Origin of the sequence: Phyllobacterium sp. CCNWLW183 (assembly GCF_037203775.1) — a bacterium.
In the GTDB taxonomy this organism is placed as follows: Bacteria; Pseudomonadota; Alphaproteobacteria; order Rhizobiales; family Rhizobiaceae; genus Phyllobacterium; species Phyllobacterium ifriqiyense.
Genome location: NZ_JBBCBN010000005.1, coordinates 113,853 through 139,644, shown reverse-complemented (window position 1 = coordinate 139,644; position 25,792 = coordinate 113,853). Strand labels below are relative to the sequence as shown.

At 54.6% G+C, this 25,792-nt stretch carries 23 protein-coding genes; 4 read left to right on the top strand and 19 right to left on the bottom strand.

Features of this window, described 5'->3' with window-relative positions:
• Positions 1 to 199: 199 nt before the first annotated feature.
• Together V9K95_RS13130 and V9K95_RS13125 are read left to right on the top strand one after the other, a co-directional pair.
• Positions 200 to 1,096, top strand: a complete 897-nt coding sequence (locus tag V9K95_RS13130; protein WP_336441952.1) for a bile acid:sodium symporter family protein — start codon at positions 200 to 202, stop codon at positions 1,094 to 1,096.
• 115 nt (positions 1,097 to 1,211) lie between these two features.
• Positions 1,212 to 2,039, top strand: coding sequence for an AraC family transcriptional regulator (locus V9K95_RS13125; RefSeq protein WP_336441953.1), 828 nt, complete (start codon positions 1,212 to 1,214; stop codon positions 2,037 to 2,039).
• Positions 2,040 to 2,042: 3 nt separating this feature from the next.
• Here V9K95_RS13125 and V9K95_RS13120 read toward each other — a convergent pair whose 3' ends face one another.
• From V9K95_RS13120 to hemP, 7 genes are all read right to left on the bottom strand, one after another.
• Positions 2,043 to 2,990, bottom strand: a complete 948-nt coding sequence (locus V9K95_RS13120) for an NADP-dependent oxidoreductase (protein ID WP_336441954.1) — start codon at positions 2,988 to 2,990, stop codon at positions 2,043 to 2,045.
• A 13-nt stretch (positions 2,991 to 3,003) separates the two neighbouring features.
• Positions 3,004 to 6,780, bottom strand: a complete 3,777-nt coding sequence (gene metH, locus V9K95_RS13115; RefSeq protein ID WP_336441955.1) for a methionine synthase — start codon at positions 6,778 to 6,780, stop codon at positions 3,004 to 3,006.
• A gap of 262 nt (positions 6,781 to 7,042) precedes the next feature.
• Entirely contained in the window at positions 7,043 to 7,834 is a 792-nt protein-coding gene (locus V9K95_RS13110; RefSeq protein WP_115053708.1) for a heme ABC transporter ATP-binding protein, read from the bottom strand.
• Between the two features lie 2 nt (positions 7,835 to 7,836).
• Positions 7,837 to 8,940: a FecCD family ABC transporter permease gene (locus tag V9K95_RS13105; RefSeq protein WP_336441956.1), complete on the bottom strand. Its 1,104-nt coding sequence runs from the start codon at positions 8,938 to 8,940 to the stop codon at positions 7,837 to 7,839.
• Positions 8,941 to 8,954: 14 nt separating this feature from the next.
• Positions 8,955 to 9,842 (bottom strand): ABC transporter substrate-binding protein, encoded by an 888-nt coding sequence (locus tag V9K95_RS13100; RefSeq protein ID WP_115053709.1) that lies wholly within the window; start codon positions 9,840 to 9,842, stop codon positions 8,955 to 8,957.
• Between the two features lies 1 nt (position 9,843).
• Positions 9,844 to 10,884 (bottom strand): hemin-degrading factor, encoded by a 1,041-nt coding sequence (locus V9K95_RS13095; protein ID WP_336441957.1) that lies wholly within the window; start codon positions 10,882 to 10,884, stop codon positions 9,844 to 9,846.
• Between the two features lie 38 nt (positions 10,885 to 10,922).
• On the bottom strand, positions 10,923 to 11,078 hold the full coding sequence (hemP, locus tag V9K95_RS13090; protein ID WP_307276008.1) for a hemin uptake protein HemP: 156 nt from the start codon (positions 11,076 to 11,078) through the stop codon (positions 10,923 to 10,925).
• A gap of 212 nt (positions 11,079 to 11,290) precedes the next feature.
• Between hemP and V9K95_RS13085 the strand changes: the two genes are divergently transcribed.
• Positions 11,291 to 11,764 (top strand): hypothetical protein, encoded by a 474-nt coding sequence (locus tag V9K95_RS13085; RefSeq protein WP_336441958.1) that lies wholly within the window; start codon positions 11,291 to 11,293, stop codon positions 11,762 to 11,764.
• 327 nt (positions 11,765 to 12,091) lie between these two features.
• On the opposite strand, the gene V9K95_RS13080 is transcribed toward V9K95_RS13085, so the two are convergent.
• The 12 genes from V9K95_RS13080 to V9K95_RS13025 all read right to left on the bottom strand — a co-directional run bounded on the left by V9K95_RS13080 (position 12,092) and on the right by V9K95_RS13025 (position 24,646).
• On the bottom strand, positions 12,092 to 13,036 hold the full coding sequence (locus V9K95_RS13080) for a substrate-binding domain-containing protein (protein ID WP_115053711.1): 945 nt from the start codon (positions 13,034 to 13,036) through the stop codon (positions 12,092 to 12,094).
• 106 nt (positions 13,037 to 13,142) lie between these two features.
• Complete coding sequence (locus tag V9K95_RS13075; protein WP_115053712.1) at positions 13,143 to 14,153, bottom strand: ABC transporter permease; 1,011 nt, start codon at positions 14,151 to 14,153, stop codon at positions 13,143 to 13,145.
• Complete coding sequence (locus tag V9K95_RS13070; RefSeq protein ID WP_115053713.1) at positions 14,150 to 15,700, bottom strand: ATP-binding cassette domain-containing protein; 1,551 nt, start codon at positions 15,698 to 15,700, stop codon at positions 14,150 to 14,152. The genes V9K95_RS13075 and V9K95_RS13070 overlap by 4 nt, the downstream gene beginning before the upstream one ends.
• On the bottom strand, positions 15,700 to 16,872 hold the full coding sequence (locus V9K95_RS13065; RefSeq protein WP_115053714.1) for a Gfo/Idh/MocA family protein: 1,173 nt from the start codon (positions 16,870 to 16,872) through the stop codon (positions 15,700 to 15,702). Before V9K95_RS13065 ends, V9K95_RS13070 begins: the two co-directional genes overlap by 1 nt.
• 12 nt (positions 16,873 to 16,884) lie before the next feature.
• Positions 16,885 to 17,940, bottom strand: a complete 1,056-nt coding sequence (locus V9K95_RS13060) for a sugar phosphate isomerase/epimerase family protein (protein WP_336441959.1) — start codon at positions 17,938 to 17,940, stop codon at positions 16,885 to 16,887.
• Positions 17,941 to 17,970: 30 nt separating this feature from the next.
• A complete protein-coding gene (locus V9K95_RS13055) occupies positions 17,971 to 18,987 on the bottom strand; it encodes a LacI family DNA-binding transcriptional regulator (RefSeq protein WP_307276003.1) in 1,017 nt (338 codons plus the stop codon).
• 242 nt (positions 18,988 to 19,229) lie between these two features.
• Positions 19,230 to 20,654 carry an amidase gene (locus V9K95_RS13050; protein ID WP_336441960.1) on the bottom strand — a complete coding sequence of 475 codons (1,425 nt, stop codon included), beginning with the start codon at positions 20,652 to 20,654 and terminating at the stop codon, positions 19,230 to 19,232.
• A gap of 69 nt (positions 20,655 to 20,723) precedes the next feature.
• On the bottom strand, positions 20,724 to 20,894 hold the full coding sequence (locus V9K95_RS13045; RefSeq protein ID WP_336441961.1) for a hypothetical protein: 171 nt from the start codon (positions 20,892 to 20,894) through the stop codon (positions 20,724 to 20,726).
• A gap of 6 nt (positions 20,895 to 20,900) precedes the next feature.
• A complete protein-coding gene (locus V9K95_RS13040; RefSeq protein WP_115053717.1) occupies positions 20,901 to 21,677 on the bottom strand; it encodes an ABC transporter permease in 777 nt (258 codons plus the stop codon).
• The gene (locus V9K95_RS13035; protein ID WP_336441962.1) at positions 21,661 to 22,491 is read right to left on the bottom strand and encodes an ABC transporter ATP-binding protein; all 831 of its coding nucleotides are present in this window, start codon (positions 22,489 to 22,491) and stop codon (positions 21,661 to 21,663) included. Before V9K95_RS13035 ends, V9K95_RS13040 begins: the two co-directional genes overlap by 17 nt.
• Before the next feature lie 15 nt (positions 22,492 to 22,506).
• Positions 22,507 to 23,508, bottom strand: coding sequence for an ABC transporter substrate-binding protein (locus V9K95_RS13030; protein WP_115053719.1), 1,002 nt, complete (start codon positions 23,506 to 23,508; stop codon positions 22,507 to 22,509).
• Between the two features lie 55 nt (positions 23,509 to 23,563).
• Positions 23,564 to 24,646: a 4-oxalomesaconate tautomerase gene (locus V9K95_RS13025; protein ID WP_115053720.1), complete on the bottom strand. Its 1,083-nt coding sequence runs from the start codon at positions 24,644 to 24,646 to the stop codon at positions 23,564 to 23,566.
• Between the two features lie 108 nt (positions 24,647 to 24,754).
• Between V9K95_RS13025 and V9K95_RS13020 the strand changes: the two genes are divergently transcribed.
• Positions 24,755 to 25,663 (top strand): LysR family transcriptional regulator, encoded by a 909-nt coding sequence (locus tag V9K95_RS13020; protein ID WP_115053721.1) that lies wholly within the window; start codon positions 24,755 to 24,757, stop codon positions 25,661 to 25,663.
• The last annotated feature ends 129 nt before the right edge of the window (positions 25,664 to 25,792 follow it).

Genomic DNA, 25,792 nt, shown 5'->3' with positions numbered 1-25,792 from the left:
CCATTTCTTTCGCAGGTGGGCCAAATGTACATGGTCGTGCGATATTTCGACTGGATACAGCCTATCTACGACCACTGGACTTTAGTCTCATTGAAATCGAAATAAATATAACGTTGAGTGGGGGTCGTTCATTGGGGAGTGATGAACGTTCTTTCCTGAAGCATATCAGGTGCTCGGGAAACATATGTGAGGGGGAACTATGGAAAATAGTCTTGCGTTGACAATATTCCTGCCTGTGTCGCTGGGCATTATCATGCTTGGTCTTGGGCTGGCCTTGACCTTGAAAGATTTTCAAAAGGTGCTCAAGGCACCCAAAGCGGTTCTGGTAGCACTTGTCTGCCAGACATTCATTCTGCCTTTGGCCTGTGTTGCGATTATTTATCTATTCAATCTTGAACCGGCGCTTGCCGTCGGAATGATGCTTCTGGCAGCCAGCCCCGGTGGCACGTCCGCCAATCTCTATAGCCATCTTGCTGACGGGGACGTTGCGCTGAATATCTCTCTTACTGCAATCAATTCCGCACTTTCGATCATAACTCTGCCGCTGATCGTAAATTGGTCGCTGGCGCATTTTTTCTCAGAAGGGCAAGCGATCCCGCTGCAGTTTACCAAAGTGATGCAAGTATTCATTATTGTGCTCGGGCCGGTGATCATTGGTATGTGGATACGCCACCGCTTTCCTGCTTTTGCCGACAATATGGCGCGGCCCGTCAAGATATTGTCTCTGGTATTTCTGATGATGGTCGTGTTGGTCGCGCTTGTGCAGGAATGGGAAACACTCCAGATTTGGGCACCGATAGTCGGACTCGCGACTTTGACATTCAATCTGGTCAGTCTCGCTATTGGTTATTTCGTGCCACTGGCAGTTGGTATCGATAACCGCCAGTCGACCGCAATCGGCATGGAGATCGGTATTCACAACGGCACGCTTGCCATCGCCATAGCGCTCAGCCCGTTTCTCCTCAACAATCCTACAATGGCTGTCCCCGCAGCAATTTATGGGCTGATCGCCTTTGTCACGGCCGCTCTCTTTGGCTACTGGCTGAAGACGCGGCAAAAAGCTGCCGGAAAAGTGACTTTTGTCGATCCTATGTGAAACGGGCGGCTTGCAGGGGTTCGACAAGCATGCTCCAGGATCGGCAAGCCTTTAGCAGTTGAGCCAGCCTCGTTTTCATGGTTTGGTCTGCTTCTTTCGTAAGTGGGCCAAATCCATGCGTTACAAAACCTTCCCGGGTACGAACTCTGCCGGAATGGAGCTGGAGAACCTGCACCAGCTCCGGTTGACGTGGCTGGATCAGGCGGAAGGCGATGTTCTTGCACTTGCAACAGCCTATCCGGCGGGACATCATATCGCGCGTCATTATCACAACCAGTCGCAATTGTTGCACGCTATAGCGGGTGTGGCGATGGTCACAACCAAGTTCGGGCGGTGGATGGTTCCTCCACATCATGCCTTGTGGTTGCCTGCAGGGATTGAACATGCCGTCGACATGTTTGGTGATGTTTCCATGCAGTCGATCTATGTGCGGCCAGAGGCTGTGGATGGATTGAAAGGGCACCTCCATGTGGTGGGGCTGACGCCGCTGATGGACAGCTTGATCCGGGAGGCCGTTAACCTGCCAGCGGATGCCACTGCCAATACGCGGGCAGCGTTTGTCATGGGCTTGCTATTGCACGAGATTCCAAATCTACCCGAACGGCCGCTGGGTCTCCCCTTTCCAGATGATCGCCGCCTGGCAGCGCTTTGTCATGATTTTCTCAAAAGCCCATCGCCGCATACGAATATTGATCATTGGGCCGATGAGCTTGGCATGAGCAGGCGCACATTTACCCGCATATTCAAGCGGGAAACGGGTTTGAGTCTTTCCACCTGGCGTCAGCAGGCATGTCTGCTTGCCGCCTTGCCACGACTGACAGCGGGTGAACAGGTGACAAGTGTTGCGCTTGATCTCGGCTATGACAGCGTCCCGGCATTCACAACGATGTTCAAGCGGATGCTTGGAACGCCGCCCCGCGCCTATCTTCATCAAAGACTTTAGACGTCAATCGAACTTGATGAGCGTTTTACCGGCAGAGCGGCCCGCGCGGCTCTGTTCGATATTTTCCGGTACTTCGTCCAGTGAAATGATCTGATCAACCGGCACGACCACGCGGCCTGCAACCACATGATCGACAAGGCGCTCCAGAAGGGCTTGATCGGCGGACAGTTCAAAATTGCCGCCCTTGAGCGAGCGCTTTTGCAACTCTTCATCATCGGCCACAAAGGCTGTTGTATAGGCGGTTCCGCCCTGTTTGACCTGTGCTGAAAGCGCGGAAAACTCCGCAGCATTGCTCATCAGGTCGATCAAGCCGTCAATGCCGCCTGGATAGAGCTTATGTAGCTGTTCGCTAGCAGGCGAAGCAGTGTGGTCAATCGTGGCAATGGCACCGAGCTTAATCATGGCGGCGGCTTTTGCAGGGCGGGCGGTCGCAATGACTTTCAGGCCGCGAGCCACCGCCAATTGCACGGCAAATGATCCAACGCCGCCTGTAGCGCCGACAATGAGGATGGTTGCGCCCTTTGGCAGATCAAGATTTTCGACCATTTGAAGCGCCGTCATCCCGGCAGTGGGAAGGGCGGCCGCCTGAAAGACAGTGAGGGCCTCTGGCAGTTTTATCAAAAGGTTCGATGCGGGCACACGCGCATATTCCGCATAAGGGCCCTCGCCGAGCGGCATATGCAGAAACTGGCCGAATATTCTATCGCCAGTGGCAAAGCCTGTAACGCCCTCACCGCAGGATTCGACCACACCCGCTGCATCATTGCCCAAGATCAAGGGAAAAACATGCGGCGCCTTGCCTTTGAGAATTCCGTTTGCCACTTTCCAGTCGAATGGATTGATTGCGGCGGCAGAAATTTTGACCAGAAGTTGATCTTTACCGGGTTGCGGCTTTGGAACGTCAATCAGTTCCACCTTTGCGCCAAATGACTGCACTGCTGCTGCCCGCATGATGAACTCCAAGCTATTCCGCCGCCAAAATGCGGGGCTGAGGAACATAGTTGAGAATTGGCCCAAGCCAACGCTCGACCTCTTCAATCGGCATGGATTTGCGCTGCGAATAATCCTCGACCTGATCGCGCTCCACCTTGGCGACACCGAAATAATAGGATTCGGGATGCGCAAGGTAAATGCCGGAAACGGAAGAACCCGGCCACATGGCATAGCTCTCGGTGAGCCGGACATTGATCTTTGCTTCCGCATCAAGAATGCGGAACAGCGTTTCCTTTTCCGTGTGATCCGGCTGCGCCGGATAACCGGGCGCCGGACGGATGCCGCGATACGGCTCGCCGATCAGCTCATCGGGAGCAAGCGCCTCATCCGGGGCATAGCCCCAATAGTCCTTGCGCACATTCTCATGCATCAATTCGGCAAAAGCTTCGGCAAAACGGTCGGCCAAAGCTTTGACCAGAATGGACGAATAATCATCATTGGCGCGCTCAAAGCGTTCGGCAATGGCGATTTCCTCAATACCAGCGGTGACGACAAAGGCACCGATATAATCCTGTTTGCCGCTATCGAGAGGGGCGACGAAATCGCTTAAAGCAACGTTTGGACGGCCATCGCGCTTGGATAGCTGCTGGCGCAGCGTATAGAAGGTTGCCAGATCTTCATTGCGGTTTTCATCGGTAAAGACGCGAATATCATCGCCGACTGCACCGGCTGGCCAAAGACCGATGACGGCCTTGGGGTTGAACCATTTTTCAGCAATGATTTTCTTGAGCATTGCCTGCGCATCATCGAATAATTGGCGGGCGGCGGCGCCCTGTTTTTCATCGTCCAGAATTGCCGGATAACGACCCTTCAACTCCCATGTCTGGAAGAAGGGTGTCCAATCAATATAACGGGCAATTTCGGCCAGATCATAATTCTCGAATATGCGGGTGCCAATGAAAGCCGGTTTTGGCGGCGTGTAAGCTGACCAATCAACCTTGTGGGCATTGGCACGGGCTTTCGCCAGAGGCAGGCGCTGCTTGTCGGCCTCATTGCGCGCATGGGCATCGGCAACCTTGGCATATTCGGCGCGAATGGTTTCAATATAGCCCGGCTTGATATCTGCGGACAGAAGGTTCGAAACAACGCCAACCGCGCGGCTCGCATCGGTGACATAGATCGTCTGCCCCTGATGATAGCGGGGATTGATCTTGACAGCCGTATGTACGCGACTGGTGGTTGCGCCGCCAATCAGCAATGGAATGTCAAAGCCTTCGCGCTCCATTTCGGCGGCGACATGCACCATCTCATCCAGCGATGGCGTGATCAGGCCGGACAGGCCGATAATATCAACATTCTGCTCGCGCGCGGTCTGAAGGATTTTCGTGGCCGGGACCATGACGCCCAGATCAATGATCTCGTAATTATTGCAGGCAAGCACGACACCGACAATATTCTTGCCGATATCATGGACATCGCCCTTCACCGTCGCCATCAGCACTTTACCGGCGCTTTCGCGCTCGCCCGTGCCGCCATTGGCAAGCTTTTCCGCCTCCATATAGGGCAAGAGCAAGGCAACTGCCTGTTTCATCACACGGGCGGATTTCACCACCTGCGGCAGGAACATTTTGCCGGCGCCGAAAAGATCGCCGACAACATTCATTCCGGCCATTAACGGCCCTTCAATGACATGCAGCGGGCGTTCTGCTTCAAGACGGGCTTCCTCTGTGTCCGCGTCGATGAACTCGGTAATGCCGTTGACAAGCGCGTGTTCAATACGTTTGCCGACAGTCCACTCGCGCCATGCGAGATCGCGTTCGCGCGCCTCCTTGCCAGCCGCGCCCTTATAGCGTTCTGCCAGGTCGAGCAGGCGTTCCGTTGCATCATCGCGTCGGTTGAGCACCACGTCTTCGCAGGCCTCACGCAGTTCCGGATCAATGGATTCGTAAACCGCGAGCTGACCCGCATTGACGATGCCCATATCCATGCCGACCTGAATGGCGTGATAGAGGAATACCGCATGCATGGCCTCGCGCACCGGCTCATTGCCACGGAACGAGAAGGACAGATTGGAAATGCCGCCGGAAATATGCACATGCGGCAAGGTTTCGGTGATCTGTTTGGTCGCCTCGATAAAGGCGACGCCATAGCCATTATGTTCTTCGATGCCCGTTGCGACAGCAAAGACATTGGGATCAAACACAATATCTTCGGGCGGGAAGCCAGCCTCTTTGGTCAAAAGCTCATAGGCGCGGGTACAGATCTCGACCTTGCGCTCCAGCGTATCGGCCTGCCCCTCAGTATCGAAGGCCATGACCACAACCGCAGCGCCATAGGCACGAACCTTTTTGGCATAGGCGATGAAGGCTTCCTCGCCTTCCTTCATGGAAATGGAGTTGACCAGAGGCTTGCCCTGCACGCATTTCAGACCAGCCTCGATAACATCCCATTTGGACGAATCGATCATCACCGGAACACGGGCAATGTCCGGTTCAGCGGCAATCAGATTAAGGAACTCGATCATCGCCTTTTCGCTGTCGATCAGGCCCTCATCCATATTGATGTCGATGATCTGAGCGCCATTTGCCACCTGATCGCGCGCCACATCCAAGGCTGTTGCATAGTCGCCAGCAGTGATGAGTTTGCGGAACTTTGCCGAGCCGGTGATATTGGTACGCTCGCCCACATTGACGAAAGGAATCTCCTTGGTCAGCGTGAAGGGTTCAAGACCCGACAGGCGCATATGGGTTTCAATTTCAGGTATTTTGCGCGGCGGATATTTGCTCACTGCCTCGGCAATGGCCCTGATATGCTCCGGTGTCGAGCCGCAGCAGCCGCCAACAATATTCAGCAAGCCCTCGCTGGCGAAGCCTTCAAGCTGCGCCGCCATGGCTTCGGGGCTTTCATCATATTGACCGAACTCATTGGGAAGACCGGCATTGGGATAAGCGCACACGAATGTGTCGGCAACGTTTGAAATTTCCGCCAGATGCGCGCGCATGGCATTGGCGCCCAAAGCACAATTGAGGCCGATGGTGAAGGGCTGCGCATGGCGCACCGAATTCCAGAAGGCGGTGGGGGTCTGGCCGGACAGCGTGCGCCCGGACAGATCGGTGATCGTGCCGGAAATCATCACTGGCAGGGTGATACCTTTTTCTTCGAACACCTCATTGGTGGCAAAAATTGCCGCCTTGGCATTGAGCGTATCGAAAATGGTCTCGATCAGGATGATGTCTGCGCCGCCATCAATCAGGCCGCGAACCTGATCGGCATAGGCAATGCGCAGATCGTCGAAGGTGACAGCGCGATAGCCGGGATTGTTCACGTCGGGAGACATGGAGGCGGTGCGGTTTGTCGGACCGAGGGCACCGGCCACAAAACGCCTGCGTCCATCCTTCTGTTCCGCCTTGATGGCGGCGCGGCGCGCAAGCCTCGCCCCGTCGCGGTTCAGCTCATAGACGACCTCTTCCATACTGTAGTCAGCCTGGGCAATGGTGGTCGACGAAAAAGTATTGGTTTCCAGAATATCGGCACCGGCCATCGCATAGGCATAGTGGATATCTTCAATCGCCTGTGGCTGGGTGAGAATCAGAAGGTCATTATTGCCCTGTAGATGACAGGAGCAATCGCCAAACCGGTCGCCGCGAAAATCATCCTCATTGAGGCTGAGACCTTGAATCTGCGTGCCCATGGCGCCGTCGAGAATCAATATGCGTTCTTTGGCAGCCTTTGTCAGCGCTGCAAAAACTTCCCTGCCGTCCCGTGGTGCGCCCATGGGACCGAAGAGATTATCAACCGCATTATTCATAACTCGAACGCCTCAAAACCAACATTGGGATGAGGTTTAAGGTTCACATAAAGATATGTTTATGTCAACAAATCAATTCTGCAAGCGGCATAAAATGTCGTAGTTGAACAGGGCGTTCTTTTCGTGTTTCCCGTGCTCTGATGGCTCGCCCTCCTGAGCTAGTCGAAGGGCGAACCACGCATTACATCAATGCCCTCTTCCGCCCTCCTGACCCTCTCGAAGGGCGAAGCACGCATAGCTTCATTGCAATGTCGGTTAACTGTCAGATGGCGGCGGATTGCGGCAGAACAAATGGCATTTGTCCCGCTGGCAGGACACCCACTTTAAGGGCGCATTCATAGACGCGTAAAATGCGCTCATCAGTCAGGACATCCTGCGGCGCTCCTACCTTATCCACATGACCCTTATGCATGACAATGACGCGATCCGCATACATGGAGGTCAGATTGAGATCGTGAAGAATCGCGATCACACCGCCGCCGCGTTTGGCAAAGGATTGTGCGATTTCCATGATGATCAGCTGATGCTTGATATCGAGGCTTGAGACGGGCTCATCGAGAAAGAGAAAGCGCGGTTGATTATCCAGTACCGGCTGCCAAACCTGGCATAATACGCGGGCAAGTTGAACACGTTGCTGCTCGCCGCCGGAAAGCTCCTGGTAGAAACGACCGCCGAATCCGGCAAGGTCAACCATTTCAAGAGCTTCGTCAGGCAGGTGTTCAACATTCTTTACGGTGCCAAGTGAGCGGCCGCTCGTCAGTCCAAGCTTGATAATTTCACGGACCGTAAATGGAAATGCCAGCGTGGTGGATTGCGGCAGGACGGCGCGCATTGCCGCCATCTGCCAGAGCTTTAAATGTTTCAGGGAATGCCCGTTGATGGTGGCTGTCCCGCTATAGAGCAAATCACCCGAGAGCGCGCGCATAAGCGTGGTTTTGCCCGAACCATTGGGCCCAACAATGACAGTGATCTCTCCGGCCAAAGCGTCAAAGCTTGCATTGTGCACGATTTGGGTCTTGCCCAGATGAACACCTAAGTCCGAGACGTGAATCATTGTTATAAATCCAGAATGCCGCGTTTGCGAAGCAATATCCAAAGGAAGACCGGAGCGCCGACAGCCGCCGTGACAATACCTATCGGCAGTTCTGCGGGCGCAACGACTGTCCGGCTGACAGCATCGGCCAAAAGTAAAAGGCTGGCTCCAAACAGCGCCGATGCGGGCAGAAGATAGCGGTGATCGGGTCCGATGACGAGCCGCAGCAAATGGGGGACAACCACGCCGACAAACCCGATAACACCGCTCACGGCCACGGAAGCGCCTGTCGCTGCCGCAACGGCGATGATCGCTATGATCTTGAAGCGCTGCACCGGAATGCCGAGATGGTTGGCTGTCGCCTCGCCCAAGGCAAGACCATTAAGGCCGCGCGCCAAAAAGGGCGATACGAGCAATGCAACCACGATGAACGGAGTTGTTGCGGCGATTTTCATCCAGCTTGCTCCGGCCAGTGATCCCAATAGCCAGAAGGTCAGATCGCGAAGCTGGCGATCGTCCGCAATATAGGTAAGCACGCCCATATAGGCTGTCGCCATGGCGCCAAGGGCAATGCCTGCGAGAAGCATGGTGGCGATGGAGGTTTGGCCGCGCCGCGTGGCAACGGTGTAAAGTATGAAGGTGAATGCCAAGGCGCTGACGAAAGCGGCGAGCGGCAGCGAATATAGGCCCAGAAGCGCCATGACTGGTGCCAAGACCGTATTGCCGAGCACGATCACGCTAAGCGCTCCAAGGCCAGCCCCGGACGAGACGCCGACAATGCCGGGATCGGCCAGCGGATTGCGGAAAAGCCCCTGCATGACGGCACCGGAGACGGCAAGCGAAGCGCCGATCAGCGAGCCCAGAATGACACGGGGCAGACGAATATCATAGATGATGATGCTGTCGCGCGCCGACAAAGCGTCTGTGCCGCTATTGCCTGTCTGAAACCATGATCCGACAACGGAAACCACCGATGCATCAGAGGCTCCGGCCGTGAGACTGAACAGGAAAGTCACGGCAAACGCCAAGCCGAGCAACGCGATTACGAACCTGGCCAGAAAAGACCGGTCGCCATCCGCCCGGCCTTTCCTGCTACCCTGTTCTGAGCGCAGGGAAGCAGGTTTCATGAGAATGGCCTCGCTCATTGGCTTACTGCGTCGCCGTAAAGTCGCTTGGACAAGTCACGAACTGCACTCGCTGTCCGTGGCCCAAAGCCTAGCAGATATTGCCCGCCCATACGTATGATTGCTTTGTTCTCACCTGCTGGTGTTGAAGCAATCGCCTTATTGGCAAGCAACTCCTTGTCGACTGTCGCGTGATTGTCGCCGCGATCCATTACCAGGATCACATCGGGTTTTGCCAGCAGGATGCTTTCATCGCTTAAAGCCTTGTATCCGGTAAAACCTTCGACAGCATTGTCTGCGCCTGCGAGTTTAATGATGCCGTTTGCAGCTGAATGGTCGCCAGCAGCCAGAATCTTTCCGCCCTGAATGCTGAGAACGAACAAAACGCGCTTGCGGGTTTTGATATCTTTCGTTTCAGCCTGAGCGGCAGCAAGATCGGCTTCAACATCGTCCGCAAGCTTTTTGGCCTTGTCTTCAACGCTGAGCGCTTTGCCGACGATCCGGATTTTCTCCGAAACGCTTGTGGCCGTGTAATTTTCAGGAACGAAAACGAAAGGAACACTGGCCTTTTTCAGAAGATCGACAGCTTGCTCCGGGCCGCTGCCTTCCACGGCAATAATCGCAGTCGGATTGATCGAAAGAACACCTTCAGCCGACAAAGCCCGCATATATCCGACATCAGGCAGCGCAAATGCTTCCTTTGGATAGACGCTGGTCGTATCGCGCCCGACGAGACGGCCCTGTTCTCCGAGTGCGAAGATGATCTCGGTGATCGAGCCGCCAATGGATACGACCCGGCTGGTATCGGGTAGCGACCCCGAGACTTCCTTGGCAAATGCATGGCTGGAAAGAGCCAGAACCCCGAAAATCCCGGCAAGAGCAGCTAATTTGACAGACTTGGTCATTTTATGCGGCCACACGCATCAGGCGAGGCAGACTCTCCACGAGATTGCGCCAGTCGGGACGTTCATGAGAACCTTCATGACGTTTTCCAAAGAACTGGATAATCATCTCGCCTTCCGCACCATAGGCCTCAAGAGAGGTTACGTGACCATCTTTGGTCGGTTTGCGTACGGCCCAAAGCTCGGCAATATGATCGGTACGCAGATGCAGATGGAAGGTTTCGTCCATGACGTTGATCCATGGACCCATTGGTTTGACGTTCTGGACCGGGCCGGAATGAATCTGAATGCAGCCGCGATTGCCAACAAAGCACATGTTCGGCAATGCTTCCTGTGCCGCATGGTGAACCATTGCCGTCAGCGCATCATTATCCAGCTGCCAGGCATAGTCCTGACCAATCACCTGTACCGCCTGATGACGGGTCATTTCCAGTGAATTCAGGATGCCGAAAAACTCGTGCACATCCTTCATCTGGGTCCAGCGATCCCGCAGGCCGGCAGTATCGAGCTCTTCAAGCTCCCGCTTTTTCTGCTCGAGCTTCGGCAATTCGGTGGTCTCGATCGTCTGGGACTGATCTTCCAGTTTCAGCTTTGCCACCAGAGCTGTGTAGGCTTCCAGATTGGAAGCGGGGCGCAGATGAATCTTGTGAATGGCTTCGCCTGCGGCATCGAAGAATTGCAGGCTGCGGCGAACCACATCGCCATCGTCCTTCTCAACGGCAAAACCATGCGCCCAGGATTTGGGAAACAGGCGCAAGTCGATCTGTTCGCCGAGCATCATCGAGGCATGTTTGCCGACGATGGGCTTGTCATAGACGCCGATCTTTTCATGAACGGCGCTTTCATTGCGGGTAAGCGCCATGACTTCGCCGAGAGCTTCGATCTCGGTCAGGAATGTTTCAATCTGTGGTGTGATACGGGTTGCACTGATACCGCAATAGGCGGCGACGAAATCAGCTTCGGATATAGTCAACTGCTGCGCCAGATCGCGCTCACGCATTTTGGGATTGTCTATTCTTGCCTGGCGGATCGCTTCGGGTGTCATTTTATTACCATTCGTAACGTTGGTGATCGATTGCTGGGTCATTTATTCAGGATGAGTTTGCCTTGGCGGGTGATTTTCAAACGATAGAGCGAGCCGGCATGTTCAATGCCGACTTCGCTTGATCCGTCGAATAGAAGATCACTGCCAAACACGCGGATATCTGATTGTACGGGGCGGCTATAGTCTGCTCGCATGGGCGTCATGTTAGGAAGGCGAACCTGCAGATCGATGATTTGGCGTCGCGACATGGCAATGGCCTTTTCGTGCCTTTCTCAAAGGGTGATGGTTGGTCCAAGACCCCTCTATTTAAACTTGACTACAAGTTTCATCTTTATTACTCAAATCAAATAAGAGTCAATGAGTCATGTTTCAGAATTGACAAAACTGTGATCAGGAAATGGACGTCATGGTGCACAATACACAGGGCCATTTTATCAGGTTTCTGACGCGGCATTCCCTCGGCCTGCTTGCCGCAACGGGATTGCTGGTTCTCGCCGCAGCAGACATTGCGCCAGCGCAGGAAAGTGCCCCACCGGCGCTGACCTTGGAGCTGAATGCACTGCAGCCTTCGGAAAAGGGCTGCCGGCTAACCTTTGTCGTTACCAATAGTCTTGGCGTGGCCTTGGACAAGGTGGGTTTTGAGGTCGCGCTATTCAATCAGGCTCAGGTGGTCGATCGTATCACCGTGCTGGATTTCAAAGAACTGCCGCAGGGAAAAACCAAAGTGCGCCGCTTTGATCTTGGTGAGCTTGATTGCACGAAAATAACGCGTGTTCTGGTGAATGATTCAACGGAATGCGCGGGGGCCGGGATAGACCCGAAAGCCTGCATCCGGCAGCTGAATCCTACCACAAAATCCGGTATTCAATTTGGAAGTTGATATTGCACTGATGCTGTGCGTGGTTCGCCCTTCGACAAGCTCAGGAGGGCGGAAGAGGCCATTGATCTAGTGCTTGGTTCGACGGGGCTCACCATGAGGAAAGTAGTGGGTTGCACATCTACCTGAAACGTCTTGCTCGAAACGTCTCAAACCAGCTCCCTGCCAAATCTTCACTTTCCGCATGGTGAGCCCCGTCGAACCACGCACAGCATCAGTGCAATGTCCCAGTTGATCGTAAAGATAGGCTGGCGGCTAGTAGCTATTGCAAAACGCTGTTGCAAAAAAGGCCCCTCGCAGGGCCTTTTCCAGCTTCATTCATGTGTCTGATCAGAACGGTGAATCAGGGAAATAGAATTCAGCGGCATTATCCTTGGTGACGAGTGTTGCATCAAGAATATAGCTGCCCCGAACTGGAACCTGATCGTAGAAATTGGCAACGGTCAGTTCCATTGCAGTTGCGATCATTGAAGGTGGATAAAGCACGTTGATCGGCGTCATTGTATCGCCATCAGCAACACGCTTGATCATGTCCTTCATGCCCGCACCACCGATAACCATTTTGATATCGGTACGCTTTGCCTGGCTGATGGCTTCAAGAACGCCAACGGCCATATCGTCATCCTGGCACCAGACCGCATCGATCTTCGGGAATTTGGTCAGATAGTCCTGCATGACCTTGAACGCGTCATCGCGCGACCAATTACCAAACTGCTTGTCGAGTACCTTGATGCCGCTACCTGCAATGGCTTCGTCGAAGCCCTTCTGGCGCTCTTCATCGATAACGATAGGAAGGCCGCGGATAACCACGACATCACCGGTCTTCAATGTGTCTTTCAGATAGGTTCCCGCTACGCGGCCAAGCTCCGGATTGTTGCCGGCAACGTAGAGGTCCTGAACTGTCGGATCGGAAAGCGCGCGGTCAACAACCGTGACGAAGATGCCCTTTTCCTTGACCTGGCGAAGCGGGTCGGTCAATTCATCCGAATTGTGTGGCAAGGTCACCAGAGCGTCCATGCCCTGTGTGGTCAGATCTTCCAGGGCATTGGCCTGCGAAGCGCCGTCAGGCGAAGTCTTCACAGTGATCTTCAGACCCGGATGGGCTTTTTCAAGCAATTTGGCGGCACGTTCAGCGTGATAGACAACGCCGCCGGTCCAACCATGGTCAGCCGCCGGAATCGACACGGCAATATTGACCTGTTTGTCTTGCGCGTAGGCGAAGGTCATTGTCGAGGCGAGTGCCGCCCCCACCAGACCCATCATGAGTTTACGCATTTGTTCTCTCCCAATTTTTCGTTCGGGCCTTGATTTCGGCTCGGTGGGTGGCCCCTTTTCCCCCGTCCCGTCTGAAGAGGCAGCCTCCCGCCCCTATTCGTTGTCATCATTTCTTCTTTTGCAGCGTCCGTTGGACGAGCATTGCAATGATGATGATCGTGCCCTGAACGGCTCCGATCAGATATTCGCTGACAATGTTGGACAGCACCATGATGTTGCCGACGATCTCCAGCATGAAAGCACCGCAGATCGTGCCCCAGATACGCCCGACGCCGCCGCGCAGCGCAGTGCCGCCAATGACCACAGCCGTGATTGCCTGCAACTCCCACAACATGCCGGTTGTTGTCGTTGCGGCCCCAAGGCGCGGAATATAAACGACGACGGCGATGGCGACGCAAATACCTTGCAGCACATAGGTCATGGCGCGCACACGGTTGACGTGGATGCCGGAATATTTTGCTACATCCTCGTTAGAACCGACGGCGATCACATGCCTTCCGAAAGATGTTTTGTACAAAATGAAAGCTGCCAGAATACCGACAATTGCGATGATCCAGACGGGAATGGGCAGCCCGATGAATGTGCCGGTGTAAACAGGCCTGAACAGAGCACGCATCGAGGTTGATTTCATGGCGATGGACCCGCCATCTGCCAGCCAGACCGTGACAGACCGGAAGATTGCCATGGTTCCGAGCGTGACGATAAAGGGTTCGATCTTGCCGATCGTGATGATTGCGCCGTTGAGCAGACCCGCCAAGGCGCCGACACCAATAGCGACGACAACGCCAACGCAAAGCATCGCCATGTCGCCATCAATCGCCGCTGAATTCAAGAACAGCAGCATGATGCCCGCAACCAGCGCAGCCATGGACCCGACAGACAGATCAAGACCGCCAGCCGAGATGACGAAGGTTGCGCCAACGGCAATGATTGCAATGAAAGACGATCTGGTCAGAACGTTGAGAAGATTGTCTATCGACAGGAAGTTCGGATTGATGAGCGCACCAAGGACGAACAGCGCCGCGAGCGCAAGGAAGGGAGCAACGGCTGTCTTGTCCAGATCAGCCAGTTTGCGAAAGGCACCGCGTGTATCGGTATTTGTTGATGTGTCGCTCATGCGTTCCCCGCACTGTAAAGCTCTGCTTCGTTGATCTTGACGCCTGTGGCGTGGACGACGATTTCTTCTTCTGTCATTGCATCGCCTGTCACCTCGCCGACGATGCGCGATGAGCGCATGACGAGGATGCGGTGGCAAATGCCTATCAGTTCCTGCATCTCGGACGAGATAACGATGACGGATTTCCCTGCCTTGGCGAGGTTTGCAATGAACTGATAAATCTGTTCCTTTGTGCCGATATCGATGCCGCGCGTCGGCTCGTCGATAATGACGATGCTCGGTTCCAGCAGCATCATCTTTGCCAATAGGAGCTTCTGCTGATTGCCGCCCGAAAGCTGCCCGGCCAGAAGATCACGGCGACGGGCGCGAATATCGAAATCGCTGATCGCTTTATCGAGACTTTTATCCTCCCGCTTGCGTTCGATCAGCGGCCCTTTCGTAAATTTTTCGAGCGTGGCCAGCGTGAGGTTTGTACGCAGGTCCTGCGCCAGAAGAAGTCCTTTGCCCTTGCGATCTTCGCTCAAGTAAACAATGCCTGCCGCCATGCTGTCACGCACGGTGTGGAATGTGATGGGCTTGCCATTAAATTCAATCGTGCCACTGCCATGGCGCAATCCGACGATGCCCTCAAGCAGCTCTGTACGGCCAGCGCCGATCAGACCGGCAAAGCCGAGGATCTCACCTTTCCGCAGGGTAAAGGATGCGTCACGGGCATAGCCCGGCACGTCGAAATTCTTGACTTCAAGCACCGTCTGGTGCGCGGCCGTATCCTCGCGCTCAGGATAAAGTTTTGACATATCTCGGCCGACCATTAATCGCGCCATGTCGACTGGCTGCAATTCAGAGGCGTTGCGGGTTGTAATGAGCTTACCATCGCGCAAGACTGTGATGCGATCTGCAATCGCAGCCACTTCAGGCAGGCGATGCGAGATATAGAGAATGGCCACGCCCTTGTCGCGCAGGTCGCGGATGACTTTGAGCAGCGCTTCGGTTTCGATGGGGGTGAGCGAGGCTGTCGGCTCATCGAAAATGACAACCCGGTGCGGCACCTGCAACGCGCGGGCGATCTGGACCAATTGACGCCGCGCAATGGAAAGGCGGGCAATCTGCGTGGTCGGATCGATATCGGCTCCGAGGCTTCGAACAGCCTCCGCTGACTGCCTGTTCATCTCACGGTCGTTGACCATAAGGCCGCGCTTTAGCTCACGCCCCATGAAAATGTTCTGGGCAACGGTCAGGTCAGGTGCAAGCAGAATTTCCTGATGCACCAGGACCAGACCGCGATGTTCCGCATCGACGGGACCGGCAAAGCTCACGGGCTCATTATCAATGGCAACGGAACCGCGTGTCGGCTTGAGGTGCCCGCTGAGGAGTTTCATCAGCGTGGACTTGCCCGCGCCGTTTTCGCCGATGATCGCATGGACCTCGCCCGGCATGATCGACAGGCTGATATCGGTCAAAACTTCCACGGGACCAAACGCCTTGGCAATGCCGCGTGCTTCCAGCACCGGTACGTTCGAGGCGTTCAAGGGTTTATTTGTCTCCATCACACCTTCGTCCAAACGCCGCCAGCCTTCGAAGACTTGACCGCAGCTTCAATGAATTCCATGCCGGCCAAGCCATCTTGAACGGTTGGATAAATGACATCCTTCGGCAGTTTTTTGCCGCTGCGAGCCGCAAGAATTGCCTGCGCTGCCTCGGTATAAATATTGGCAAAGCCCTCAAGGTAGCCTTCTGGATGCCCGCCGGGAACGCGCGTTACGCGCGCCGCTTCCGGCGATGCACCCGCGCCGCCGCGGGTCAGCAATTGCTTGGGCTTGCCGAAGGGCGTGTACCAGAGATAATTCGGATCGGCCTGCGTCCATTCCAGCCCACCCTTGGTACCATATATACGCAGCTTCAGGCCATTCTCATTGCCCGGAGCGACCTGGCTTGCCCAGATCATACCCTTGGCGCCACCTTCGAAGCGCATGAGAATTTGCACATCATCATCAAGAACGCGGCCTTCGCCAAAACTGGTCAGCTCGGCGCAAAGTTGCTTGAGCTTCAAACCGGACACGAAGCAAGCAAGATTATAGGCATGGGTGCCAATATCGCCGATGGCGCCGCCGGCACCCGAACGCTTGGGATCAACGCGCCATTCGGCCTGTTTCGAACCGGAGCTTTCTGTCTTCTCGGTCATCCAATCCTGGGGATATTCAGCCTGCACCACGCGAATGGTTCCAAGCAAACCCTTTTCCACCATGGCACGCGCCTGCCGCATCATGGGGTAGCCAGTGTAATTATGGGTAACCACGAAAAGCTTGCCGGTCTTGTCTACCAGAGAGACAAGCTCCTTTGCTTCCTTGACAGTCGTGGTCAGCGGCTTGTCGCAAATGACGTGAATGCCAGCTTTGAGAAAAGCCTTTGCTGCCGGTGCGTGCATGTGGTTTGGCGTGACGATGGAAACGGCCTCGATGCCGTCAGGACGCTTGGCCTCCGCTTTTGCCATTTCCTCGAAGGATGTATAGGCGCGATCATCGGCGATGCCGAGCTCGCGGGCTGACGCCTTGGCGCGCGCCGCATCGGATGAGAGTGCGCCTGCAACCAGCTCAAACTGGTCATCCATACGCAGCGCGATGCGGTGAACCGCGCCGATGAAAGCGCCCTGCCCGCCACCGACCATGCCGATACGGATGCGCTTGCTCGCAGGCTTTTCTTTTGATGCTCCAATGGCCATTGCTTTACCCTCTTACTTCAAGCCAAGAATACGGCGATTGGCCGCGTCGTCGGTGCCGGACCCGGCAAAATCGTCAAATGCCCGCTCGGTCACGCGGATCAGATGAGCGTCGATGAATTGGGCACCTTCGCGCGCCCCATCTTCGGGGTGTTTCAACGCGCATTCCCATTCCAGAACTGCCCAGCCATCGAAATCATAGGAAGTCAGCTTTGAAAAGATTGCGCCGAAATCCACCTGTCCATCGCCAAGCGAGCGGAAACGCCCGGCACGGTTCACCCAAGATTGGAAGCCGCCATAGACACCCTGCCGCCCTGTCGGGTTGAACTCGGCGTCCTTCACATGGAAGGCTTTGATACGCTCATGGTAGATGTCGATATAATCAAGATAGTCGAGCTGCTGCAGCACGAAATGCGAAGGATCATAAAGAAGATTGGCGCGCGAATGGTTGTTTACCCGCTCCAGAAACATCTCGTAGGTTATGCCGTCATGCAGATCTTCGCCGGGGTGAATTTCATAGGCAGCATCGACGCCTTGCTCATCGAAATAGTCGAGAATAGGTGTCCAGCGTTTTGCCAGTTCATCAAACGCCGCTTCGACCAGACCCGCCGGACGCTGTGGGAATGGATAGAGAAAAGGCCATGCCAGCGCACCGGAAAAGGTGGGAACGGTCTTAAGGCCCAGATGCTTGGACGCTCGCGCCGCCCGCTTCAGCTGATCAACAGCCCATTCCTGCCGCGCCGCTGGGTTGCCATGTACTTCAGGCGCAGCAAAGCCATCCATGAGTTCGTCATAAACAGGATGAACGGCAACGAGCTGACCTTGGAGATGGGTTGCAAGCTCCGTGATCGTCAGGCCGTGGGACGCTGCTGTCCCGGCGATCTCATCGCAATAGTCCTTGGAGTCGGAAGCTTTCTTCAGATCAATGAGACGCCCGTCCCAGGCAGGAATCTGAATACCCTTATAGCCATGTCCAGCGGCCCAACCGCACATGCCATCCAGCGTATTGAACGGCGCAGCATCGCCCGCAAACTGTGCGAGAAAAATGGCCGGTCCTTTAATCGTCTTCATATGTATTCCTCCAATTCCAAAATATAGCCGTCAGGGCATGTTGTCCCTGAGAAAGATATCGATGCGGATATGTTCCTGCCCCGAAACAATGGGGCGGCCCTCTTTCAGGGCAGTCAGGATCCGTGCGGCGCTGCGGGCCATGTGGCCCACATCCTGATTGATGATTGCGTCGATTGTGCCACGCACAAGGTGACGACGTGTTGACGACGTCAATTCGTGGGCAACAAAAATCATGTCAGATGTGCGCCCGGACGTTTCCAGGGCAGCGATGACACCAGCCTGCCCTCCCCCGGCATTATAGATCGCAACTGTGTCGGGGTGATCTTCGATCAGTGACCGGCAGACGGCTTCCACCCGGGCATTTTCGTCGCGTGCTTCGCGAACCGGCAGGACTTCAAGATTGGGGTATTCGCGCGCAAGAACCTGTTCAAACCCGAATTGCCGCTCGACATGATCACGCAGTGCCAGCGAACCTGCAATCATCCCGACCTTGCCTTTGCGGGTTCCAACGAAGCGGCCGATCAGCGATGCGGCGGTGCGGCCTGCCGCAAAATTGTCGATGCCGACATAATGCGCACGCCGTGAGTTGGGCACGTCTGATACGAGCGTCAGGACAACAACGCCGGAATCGGCCAGTGTATTTATGGCCTCGGTAACAGCAGGGTGATCCAGAGCGACAACGGCGACGCCATCAATGCCTCTTGGAAGCTTTTCCAAGGCGGTGGCAAGTGCTTCGCCATCGAATGTATCGACATATTGAATGGTCAGGCGCACCCGCTCCTGCAATTGACGTTCGCGAGTAGCGCGAAACTCGGCAGCAAGAGCCTGCATGAATTCATTTTCGCCGGTGGGGAGAATGATGCGGAAATCGTAATCGCGTCCGCGAGCCAGCCGCGACGCATGGGGATCAGGAAGGAAGCCAAGCTGTTTGATAGCCGCATTGACGCGTTGGATCGTGCGCGCATGCACACCTATCCTCCCGTTTACCACGCGATCAACCGTTGCAAGACTGACACCGGCTTCTCGGGCGACGTCTTCAAGCGTCATTTTCACCACGAGAATTCTCCTCCGCCTGAAATAGTAATTCAGTCAAATGAGGTGTGCAACTCTTTTTGAGCTTTTTTGATGGGAATTTGATGGGATAGAAATACTGCTTGCAGCGCTACAGCCTGCGCCTCCATCGATGATGAAGAGCACGCGGCGGAAGCGATGTGGAAACGCGGCGAGAACCTGAGGGGGCGGGAGCCAAGTCAATCAGCTTCCTGACCCCATCTTGTGATCATTGGCGTTCAGGGTTCGTTTCGGCCTGTCTTGAACGGCAATATCATTTCATAAGACCTCGCAAGGCTAAGCAGGCGAGCATCCGATCTAGGTCGGCCTATGAGCTGCATACCCATCGGGAGGCCATTGCGAAACCCGACTGGTACATTGACAACCGGACATCCGGAAAGCGTCGCCAGAGCAACGACTTCCATCCAGCGATGGTAACTGTCCATTTTTCTGTCGCCGATCATTTCGGGCCAATGCAGGTCGGCATCGAACGGGAAAACCTGCGCGGAAGGAATGGCGAGAAAATCATATGTCTGGAACAATTCAAGCATGGTTGCATACCAGGCTGTCCTTGTCTGACTGGCATTAAGGATGTCGATGGCCGACAGGGAAAGACAACCTTCCACCTCCCATTGCGCTTCATCCTTGAGAAGAGCCCGCTTTGCCGGATCGTCATAGAGTGGCTTGAGTCTGGCGCTCAAATTGAATTGACGAAGGGTTGTAAAACAACCCCAAAGTGCCTCAAAGTCGAAATTTGGCAGGACTGGCTCTATTGTGCATTCAATATCGGTCATGGTTTTCAAAGCCGTTTCGCAAAGATCGATAATGCCAGGCTCGAAAACCAGATGGCCGCCAAGATCGCCCAGCCAGCCTATACGAGACGGACCAATTTGTTCATGGCAACTTTGGACAAAGGAAGCAGCCGGTCGCTCTATAGATAGAGGCGCTCGCGGTTCATATCCGGCTTGCACATCCAACAGGAATGCCAGATCTTCGACGCTGCGGGCCATGGGACCTTCAGTGCCGAGCTGGGAAAAAAATGAATCCGCCGCGGGCCAATTTGGCACCAGCCCCTGAGAGGGACGAAAACCGAAAATATTGTTGAATGCCGCAGGATTACGCAAAGACCCGCCAAAATCACTGCCATCAGCAACGGGTAACATTCTCAAGGCAACAGCGACCGCAGCTCCGCCGCTCGAACCGCCCGCAGATTTCGACGCATCAAAAGCATTGCGGGTGATGCCGAAAACAGGATTGTAGGTGTGAGATCCCAAACCGAATTCAGGTGTGTTCGTTTTTCCAATAATCAGGGCGCCCGCACTTCGCAATCGTTCCACCGAGAGCGAGTCCATTTCGGGCACAAAGCTTGCATAGATCGGGGACCCGAATGTGGTTCTCAAGCCCTTTGTCATGGACAAGTCTTTAATGGCAATGGGAAGACCATGAAGTGGACCCGTCGGGCCGTGACGGGAAAGCATCTCATCGGCAGCACTTGCTTCTGCCAGGATTTCGTCTCGAGGGCGTAAGGATATGATGGCATTGTGAACCGGATTTAAACTGTCGATCCGGCCCAGAAAATCCAGTGTTATATCATAGCAGGAAGCAGTTCGAGCTTGGACGAGACGGCTGAGTTCGGCGGCACCAAATATGGAATAATCAGTCAATAGTCACTCCTGATCGCATGAGGAATGCGGTATGTGGTTTGCAACCAGGCCTTGAACTTGCGGCTGGCCTTACCGAGCAAGCCAGGCATTGAAGCGCTCTGTCAATACTTCCAGATTGTCGGTCCAGAAATTTTGATTCAGGCGGAATGCCGGATTATCCCCAACGGGCATGATGTTTTTTCTTTCACCCGGCACGCGAGCTGGTTCGTCCAGTTGAATGTGGCCGGCATTGCCGGCCACAAGATTTTATGCGGGTCTTTCTTCGGCAGCATTGGGTCGCCACTTGATGAGCTTGCCTTCAGCGACATCGAGAATTCTGTCGATAATCAGGACGAACACTGCCAGAATAATGATGCCGGCAAATACGCCAACCGCGTCGAAATTGCCTTCTGCCTGGGCGATAAGGTAGCCCAATCCAGCGGAAGCACCGAGATATTCCCCGATAATGGCGCCGACCACTGCAAAGCCTACTGACGTGCGCAGCGATGATAAAATCCAGCTTGCCGCAGCAGGAAAATAGACATGCCTCAACAAATCCGACCGTTTGGCACCGAGGATTTTCGCGTTGGCAAGCACAACAGGATTGACTTCGCGTACGCCCTGCATGGCATTGAAAAACGTGATGAAGAACACCAGCGTGACAGCCAACGCTACTTTCGACCAAAGGCCCAAGCCGAGCCAAAGAACAAAGATCGGCGCGAGAACGACACGGGGAATTGCATTGAGGCCCTTGATAAAGGGATCAAGGATGCGGGCTGCACTGCGGCTGAGACCAAGCCAAACACCGGCGGCGACGCCGAGCGCCGTGCCTATGACATAGCCGAGAACGGTTTCTGTCAACGTAATGGAGACATGCTTGTAGAAGCTTGGTTGGATAATCCAGGTAACAATCTGGTTGAAGATATCCAGAGGAGCTGGGAAGAAGAATACGTCGATGACACCGGCGGTTACGCCCAGTTGCCAGCCACCGAGAATAAAAACCAGAATACCCAGCTGGATGATGCGTTCAGTCACGACGTTCATAGCTTTTCTCCACTTCGCCGCGCAGGCTTGCCCAGATATTTCGGTACAGATCCATAAAGCGTGGATCGAGTTTGATTTCCGCGACATCGCGAGGCCGTTCCAGCTCAACGGGGAAGCTTTCTATGACCCGTGAACGCGGCCCAGCCGCAAGGATGGCGACGCGGTCGCCAAGAGCAATGGCTTCCTCCAAATCATGCGTGATCATCACGACGGCCCGACGCTCTTCCTGCCAGAGCCGTAGAAGTTCGTTCTGCATCAAATGTCGGGTGTGGATGTCGAGCGCGGAAAATGGCTCGTCCATCAAGATGACCTTTGGCGCTGCGATCAGCGCCTGCGCCATCTGTACGCGCTTGCGCTGGCCGCCCGACAACTGGTGCGGATACCGATGCTCGAACCCTTTAAGGCCAACCTTTGCAAGCCAGTTCATCGAGCGTTCGCGGCGCTCTTTGACTGCAATACCTTTAAACATCAGACTGAGTTCGACATTTTCGATGGAGGTCTTCCACGGCAGCAACGCGTCTTGCTGGAACAGATAGCCAATATCATTCTGGATGTTATTGATGAGCGCGCCATCAATACTCACCGTTCCCTTCGTTGGCTTCAGCAGACCGGCAATAGCATTCAAAATGGTGCTCTTGCCGCAGCCCGTGGGCCCAACGATGGCGAGAAACTCGCCATCGGCAACAGTCAAGTTGACATCCTGTACAGCTACATAGGTGCCAAATGACATTTCAACCGAGTCAATCGATACCATCGGCCTCGTATCTTGCTCGCCCGGTTGGACGGGCACGGGTTTTAACATAGCCAATGACATGGCTTCCTCCTCGGATCAGTTAGTGGTCTTGCCAGTCGCCTTGTTCACGAAATCATTCGTGTAGGTTTTAGAAAGATCGATGGTTGTATTGGCTACTTTCTCATTGAAGCTTTTGAGAACAGCCAACGGCGTTTGAACGTCTGTATCGTTGAATTTGCCACCAACCGAGAAGATGGGCTTGGCATTCTGGACTGCCTTCACATAGGTTTCCCGATCTCCGGAAATGAACTCTTTGGGAAGCTTCTCAACGATTTCCTCAGCGCTGTGTTTGTTCATCCATTCCAGCGCTGCAACGGTCGCATTCGTGACCTTCTGGATCGTTTCAGGGTTTTCGTCGATGTAAGACTGCGTGGCATAGAGTACTGATGTGGGATAAATTCCGCCGTAGATTTCCTTGGCACCTTCATCGCTACGGGCATCAATCAGAATCTTGCCGACACCCTTGGCTTCGATGAATGTCGCCGCCGGATCGTAATTGACCAGCAGGTCAACCTTACCCTGTTCCAGCGCCGCAACAGCAGCCGAACCGGAACCGACGCCGATCAGCGAAACATCATCCGCCGACAGTTTGTGGCGCTGTAAATAGTAACGAACGAAGAAGTCAGATGATGAGCCCGGGGCGGTGATGCCGATTTTGGCTCCTTTGATCGTTTCGGGCTTGGCCGGATCGAAAGTGGCGTTTTTTCCTCCGGCAAGAACGAGGCCCGAATTGCGTGCCAGAAGCACGAAACCGACGACTGCCTTGTTCTGCGACTGCATCTGGATCGTATGGTCGTAAAAGCCAACGGCGATATCGGTTGAGCCCGCGACAAGCGCCTGGAGCGTCTTCGATCCACCGGAGGCGAAATTCTCAACAGTTACCTCAAGGCCCTCTTTTTCATAGAGACCCAACCCCGCAGCTACCGGAAAAGGCAGATTGTTGAGATTATAGGATCCGACGCTGATGCGAACGGGTTCGGCGAGAGCCGTTCCAGCAAAAGCCACGGTTGCCGCAAGCGCGAGCACGAGTTTACGCATGATGTTTCCTCCGATTGTAATGTTGTTTGGCTACCCTCCCGGTAGCCATTTCAAATTATGCCGCGCGAACGATGCTGCCGAGCGGCTTTGCAAAGACATGTCCTTCGAATAGTCTCCGCGCTGTTCTAAGTATTCCTGCCACGACCTTTCCTTCGCGGGAATCCAGTTTTACGTCCAGGTGACCACTTGGATGTTCCAGGCTGAGGATCACTGGCGGGGTGTGTTTGCCGATCAGCGATGATGCGATCGTACCTTCACTAATGCATGCGGTTGCAATGCCAACGGCACCCGTCGTCGCCAGGGATGGATGACATTCGTCCGGCATGAAATAACGGACATTGAGATCTCCGCCATTTCTCGGTTTGGAAATCAATACCGGCTTTGGCGTGACCTGATTGCTAACATCTCCCATTCCCATGAGCCGGCCAGCTTCGAGCCGCAAATGCTTCAGCCGTTTCAGCAAGGCGTCATTGCTGTTGAGATCGGCCGCCGTTTCATATCCGCTTACTCCGACTGCTTCAGCCTCAACCAGCACCATAGGCATGGCGCAATCAATACAGGTAACGTCGACACCATCGATGCGATCACGTGCGTTTCCCGTGGGGAAGAGTTTTCCCGTTCGAGCACCGGCTGCATCCATAAAAGTCAACGCGATCGGCGCCGCCAGTCCGGGAACGCCGTCGATTGCCGCATCTCCGAGATAAGCAACCTTTCCACCGGGGGTTGGAACCTCCGCTTCGATCAACTTGCCCGTATTAACATTGTGAATTCTGACGCGAGTCAAAGGCCCTGTCGCCGCTACGAGCCCCGCCTCAATCGCAAAGGGTCCAACGGCTGCCAACATATTCCCGCAATTTGGCGAGGTATCGACCAATTGCTGATCAATCCGAATTTGCGCAAACAGATAATCAACATCCGCGCCAGCAATGCTGGAGGGTCCGACAATGGCCACCTTGCTCGTGACCGGATTGCCGCCCCCTATCCCGTCGATTTGAAGAGGATGTCCGGAGCCCATTAAAGACAGAAGAATCACATCACGCTCTGCGCTATTGGAAGGCAGGTCTGACGAAAGGAAGAAGGGTCCTTTTGAGGTGCCGCCCCGCATGAGAACACAGGGAATGGACATCAGGTCGTTCATTATTGCTTCACCTACCGATGTGATTTAGGTATCAATGGCCTTATTTGTTCCAGTAAACGGTATTATGATTGATATGTGAAATGCGAAAATCCGAGGGAATGATGCGTTATGAGCATTAATTGCGAAATTCTGGACTTGCGTGCTTTCCTGGCTGTTGTCGAACTGGAGAACTTCCATCGCTCGGCTGAGGCGCTCAATCTGTCTCAACCTGCATTGAGCCGACGCATTCAAAAACTCGAGCAGGCGATTGGGGGCCCACTGCTGGAACGTACGACGCGGCACGTTTCAACCACTGCACTTGGTGCTGAACTCATCCCACTTGTGCGCAGAATGCTGGAGGAGTTCGACACCTCACTTTTCGCAGTTCGGGATACGGGATCGCAGCGTAGTGGATTGGTGACCATTGCATGTCTTCCGACAGCCGCGTTTTACTTTCTTCCCACGGTAATCAAGCAGTTCAACTCGGAATATCCGCATATTCGTTTTCGAATCCTCGACCTGACCGCCACCGATGGATTGCAGGCAGTTGCGCGGGGAGAAGTTGAGTTTGGTATAAATATTATGGGGTTATCCGATCCCGATCTCATCTTTGAGCGCCTGATAGAAGACCCATTCGTGCTCGCTGCGCGCAACGATCATCCGCTGGCGGCAAAAACCGAATTGGAGTGGGGTGACCTGACGCCGTACCAGTTGATCACGGTTCACAGGTCCAGCGGCAATCGAACCTTGCTTGATGCAGCCCTTGCCAAATCCAATCTCAAGCTTCGCTGGTCCTATGAGGTGACGCATTTGTCGACATCGCTCGGGCTGGTTGAAGCCGGGCTTGGAATTTCCGTCTTGCCAAAATTGGCGACACCTCAGGAAGAACATCCCTTTTTGGTTACAAGACCAATCCGCAATCCAGAGATATCCCGAACAATAGGCATTGTACGTCGACGAGGCGGAACGCTGTCACCCGCTGCTGAGAGGTTTATGACGCTCCTTATCGGTACTTGGGCCGACCCTAACACCCCATAGCCCGTTGCGAGCAGTTGCACGCAATAGAAAATTTCTCTGCCTCCTGCCCTTGAATCGGGAACTGCGGCCGCCTAACTCTCCCCCAACCCGCTGGTCCGGGCCCCTCTGGCAAGTGCCCCGGCGAACTTG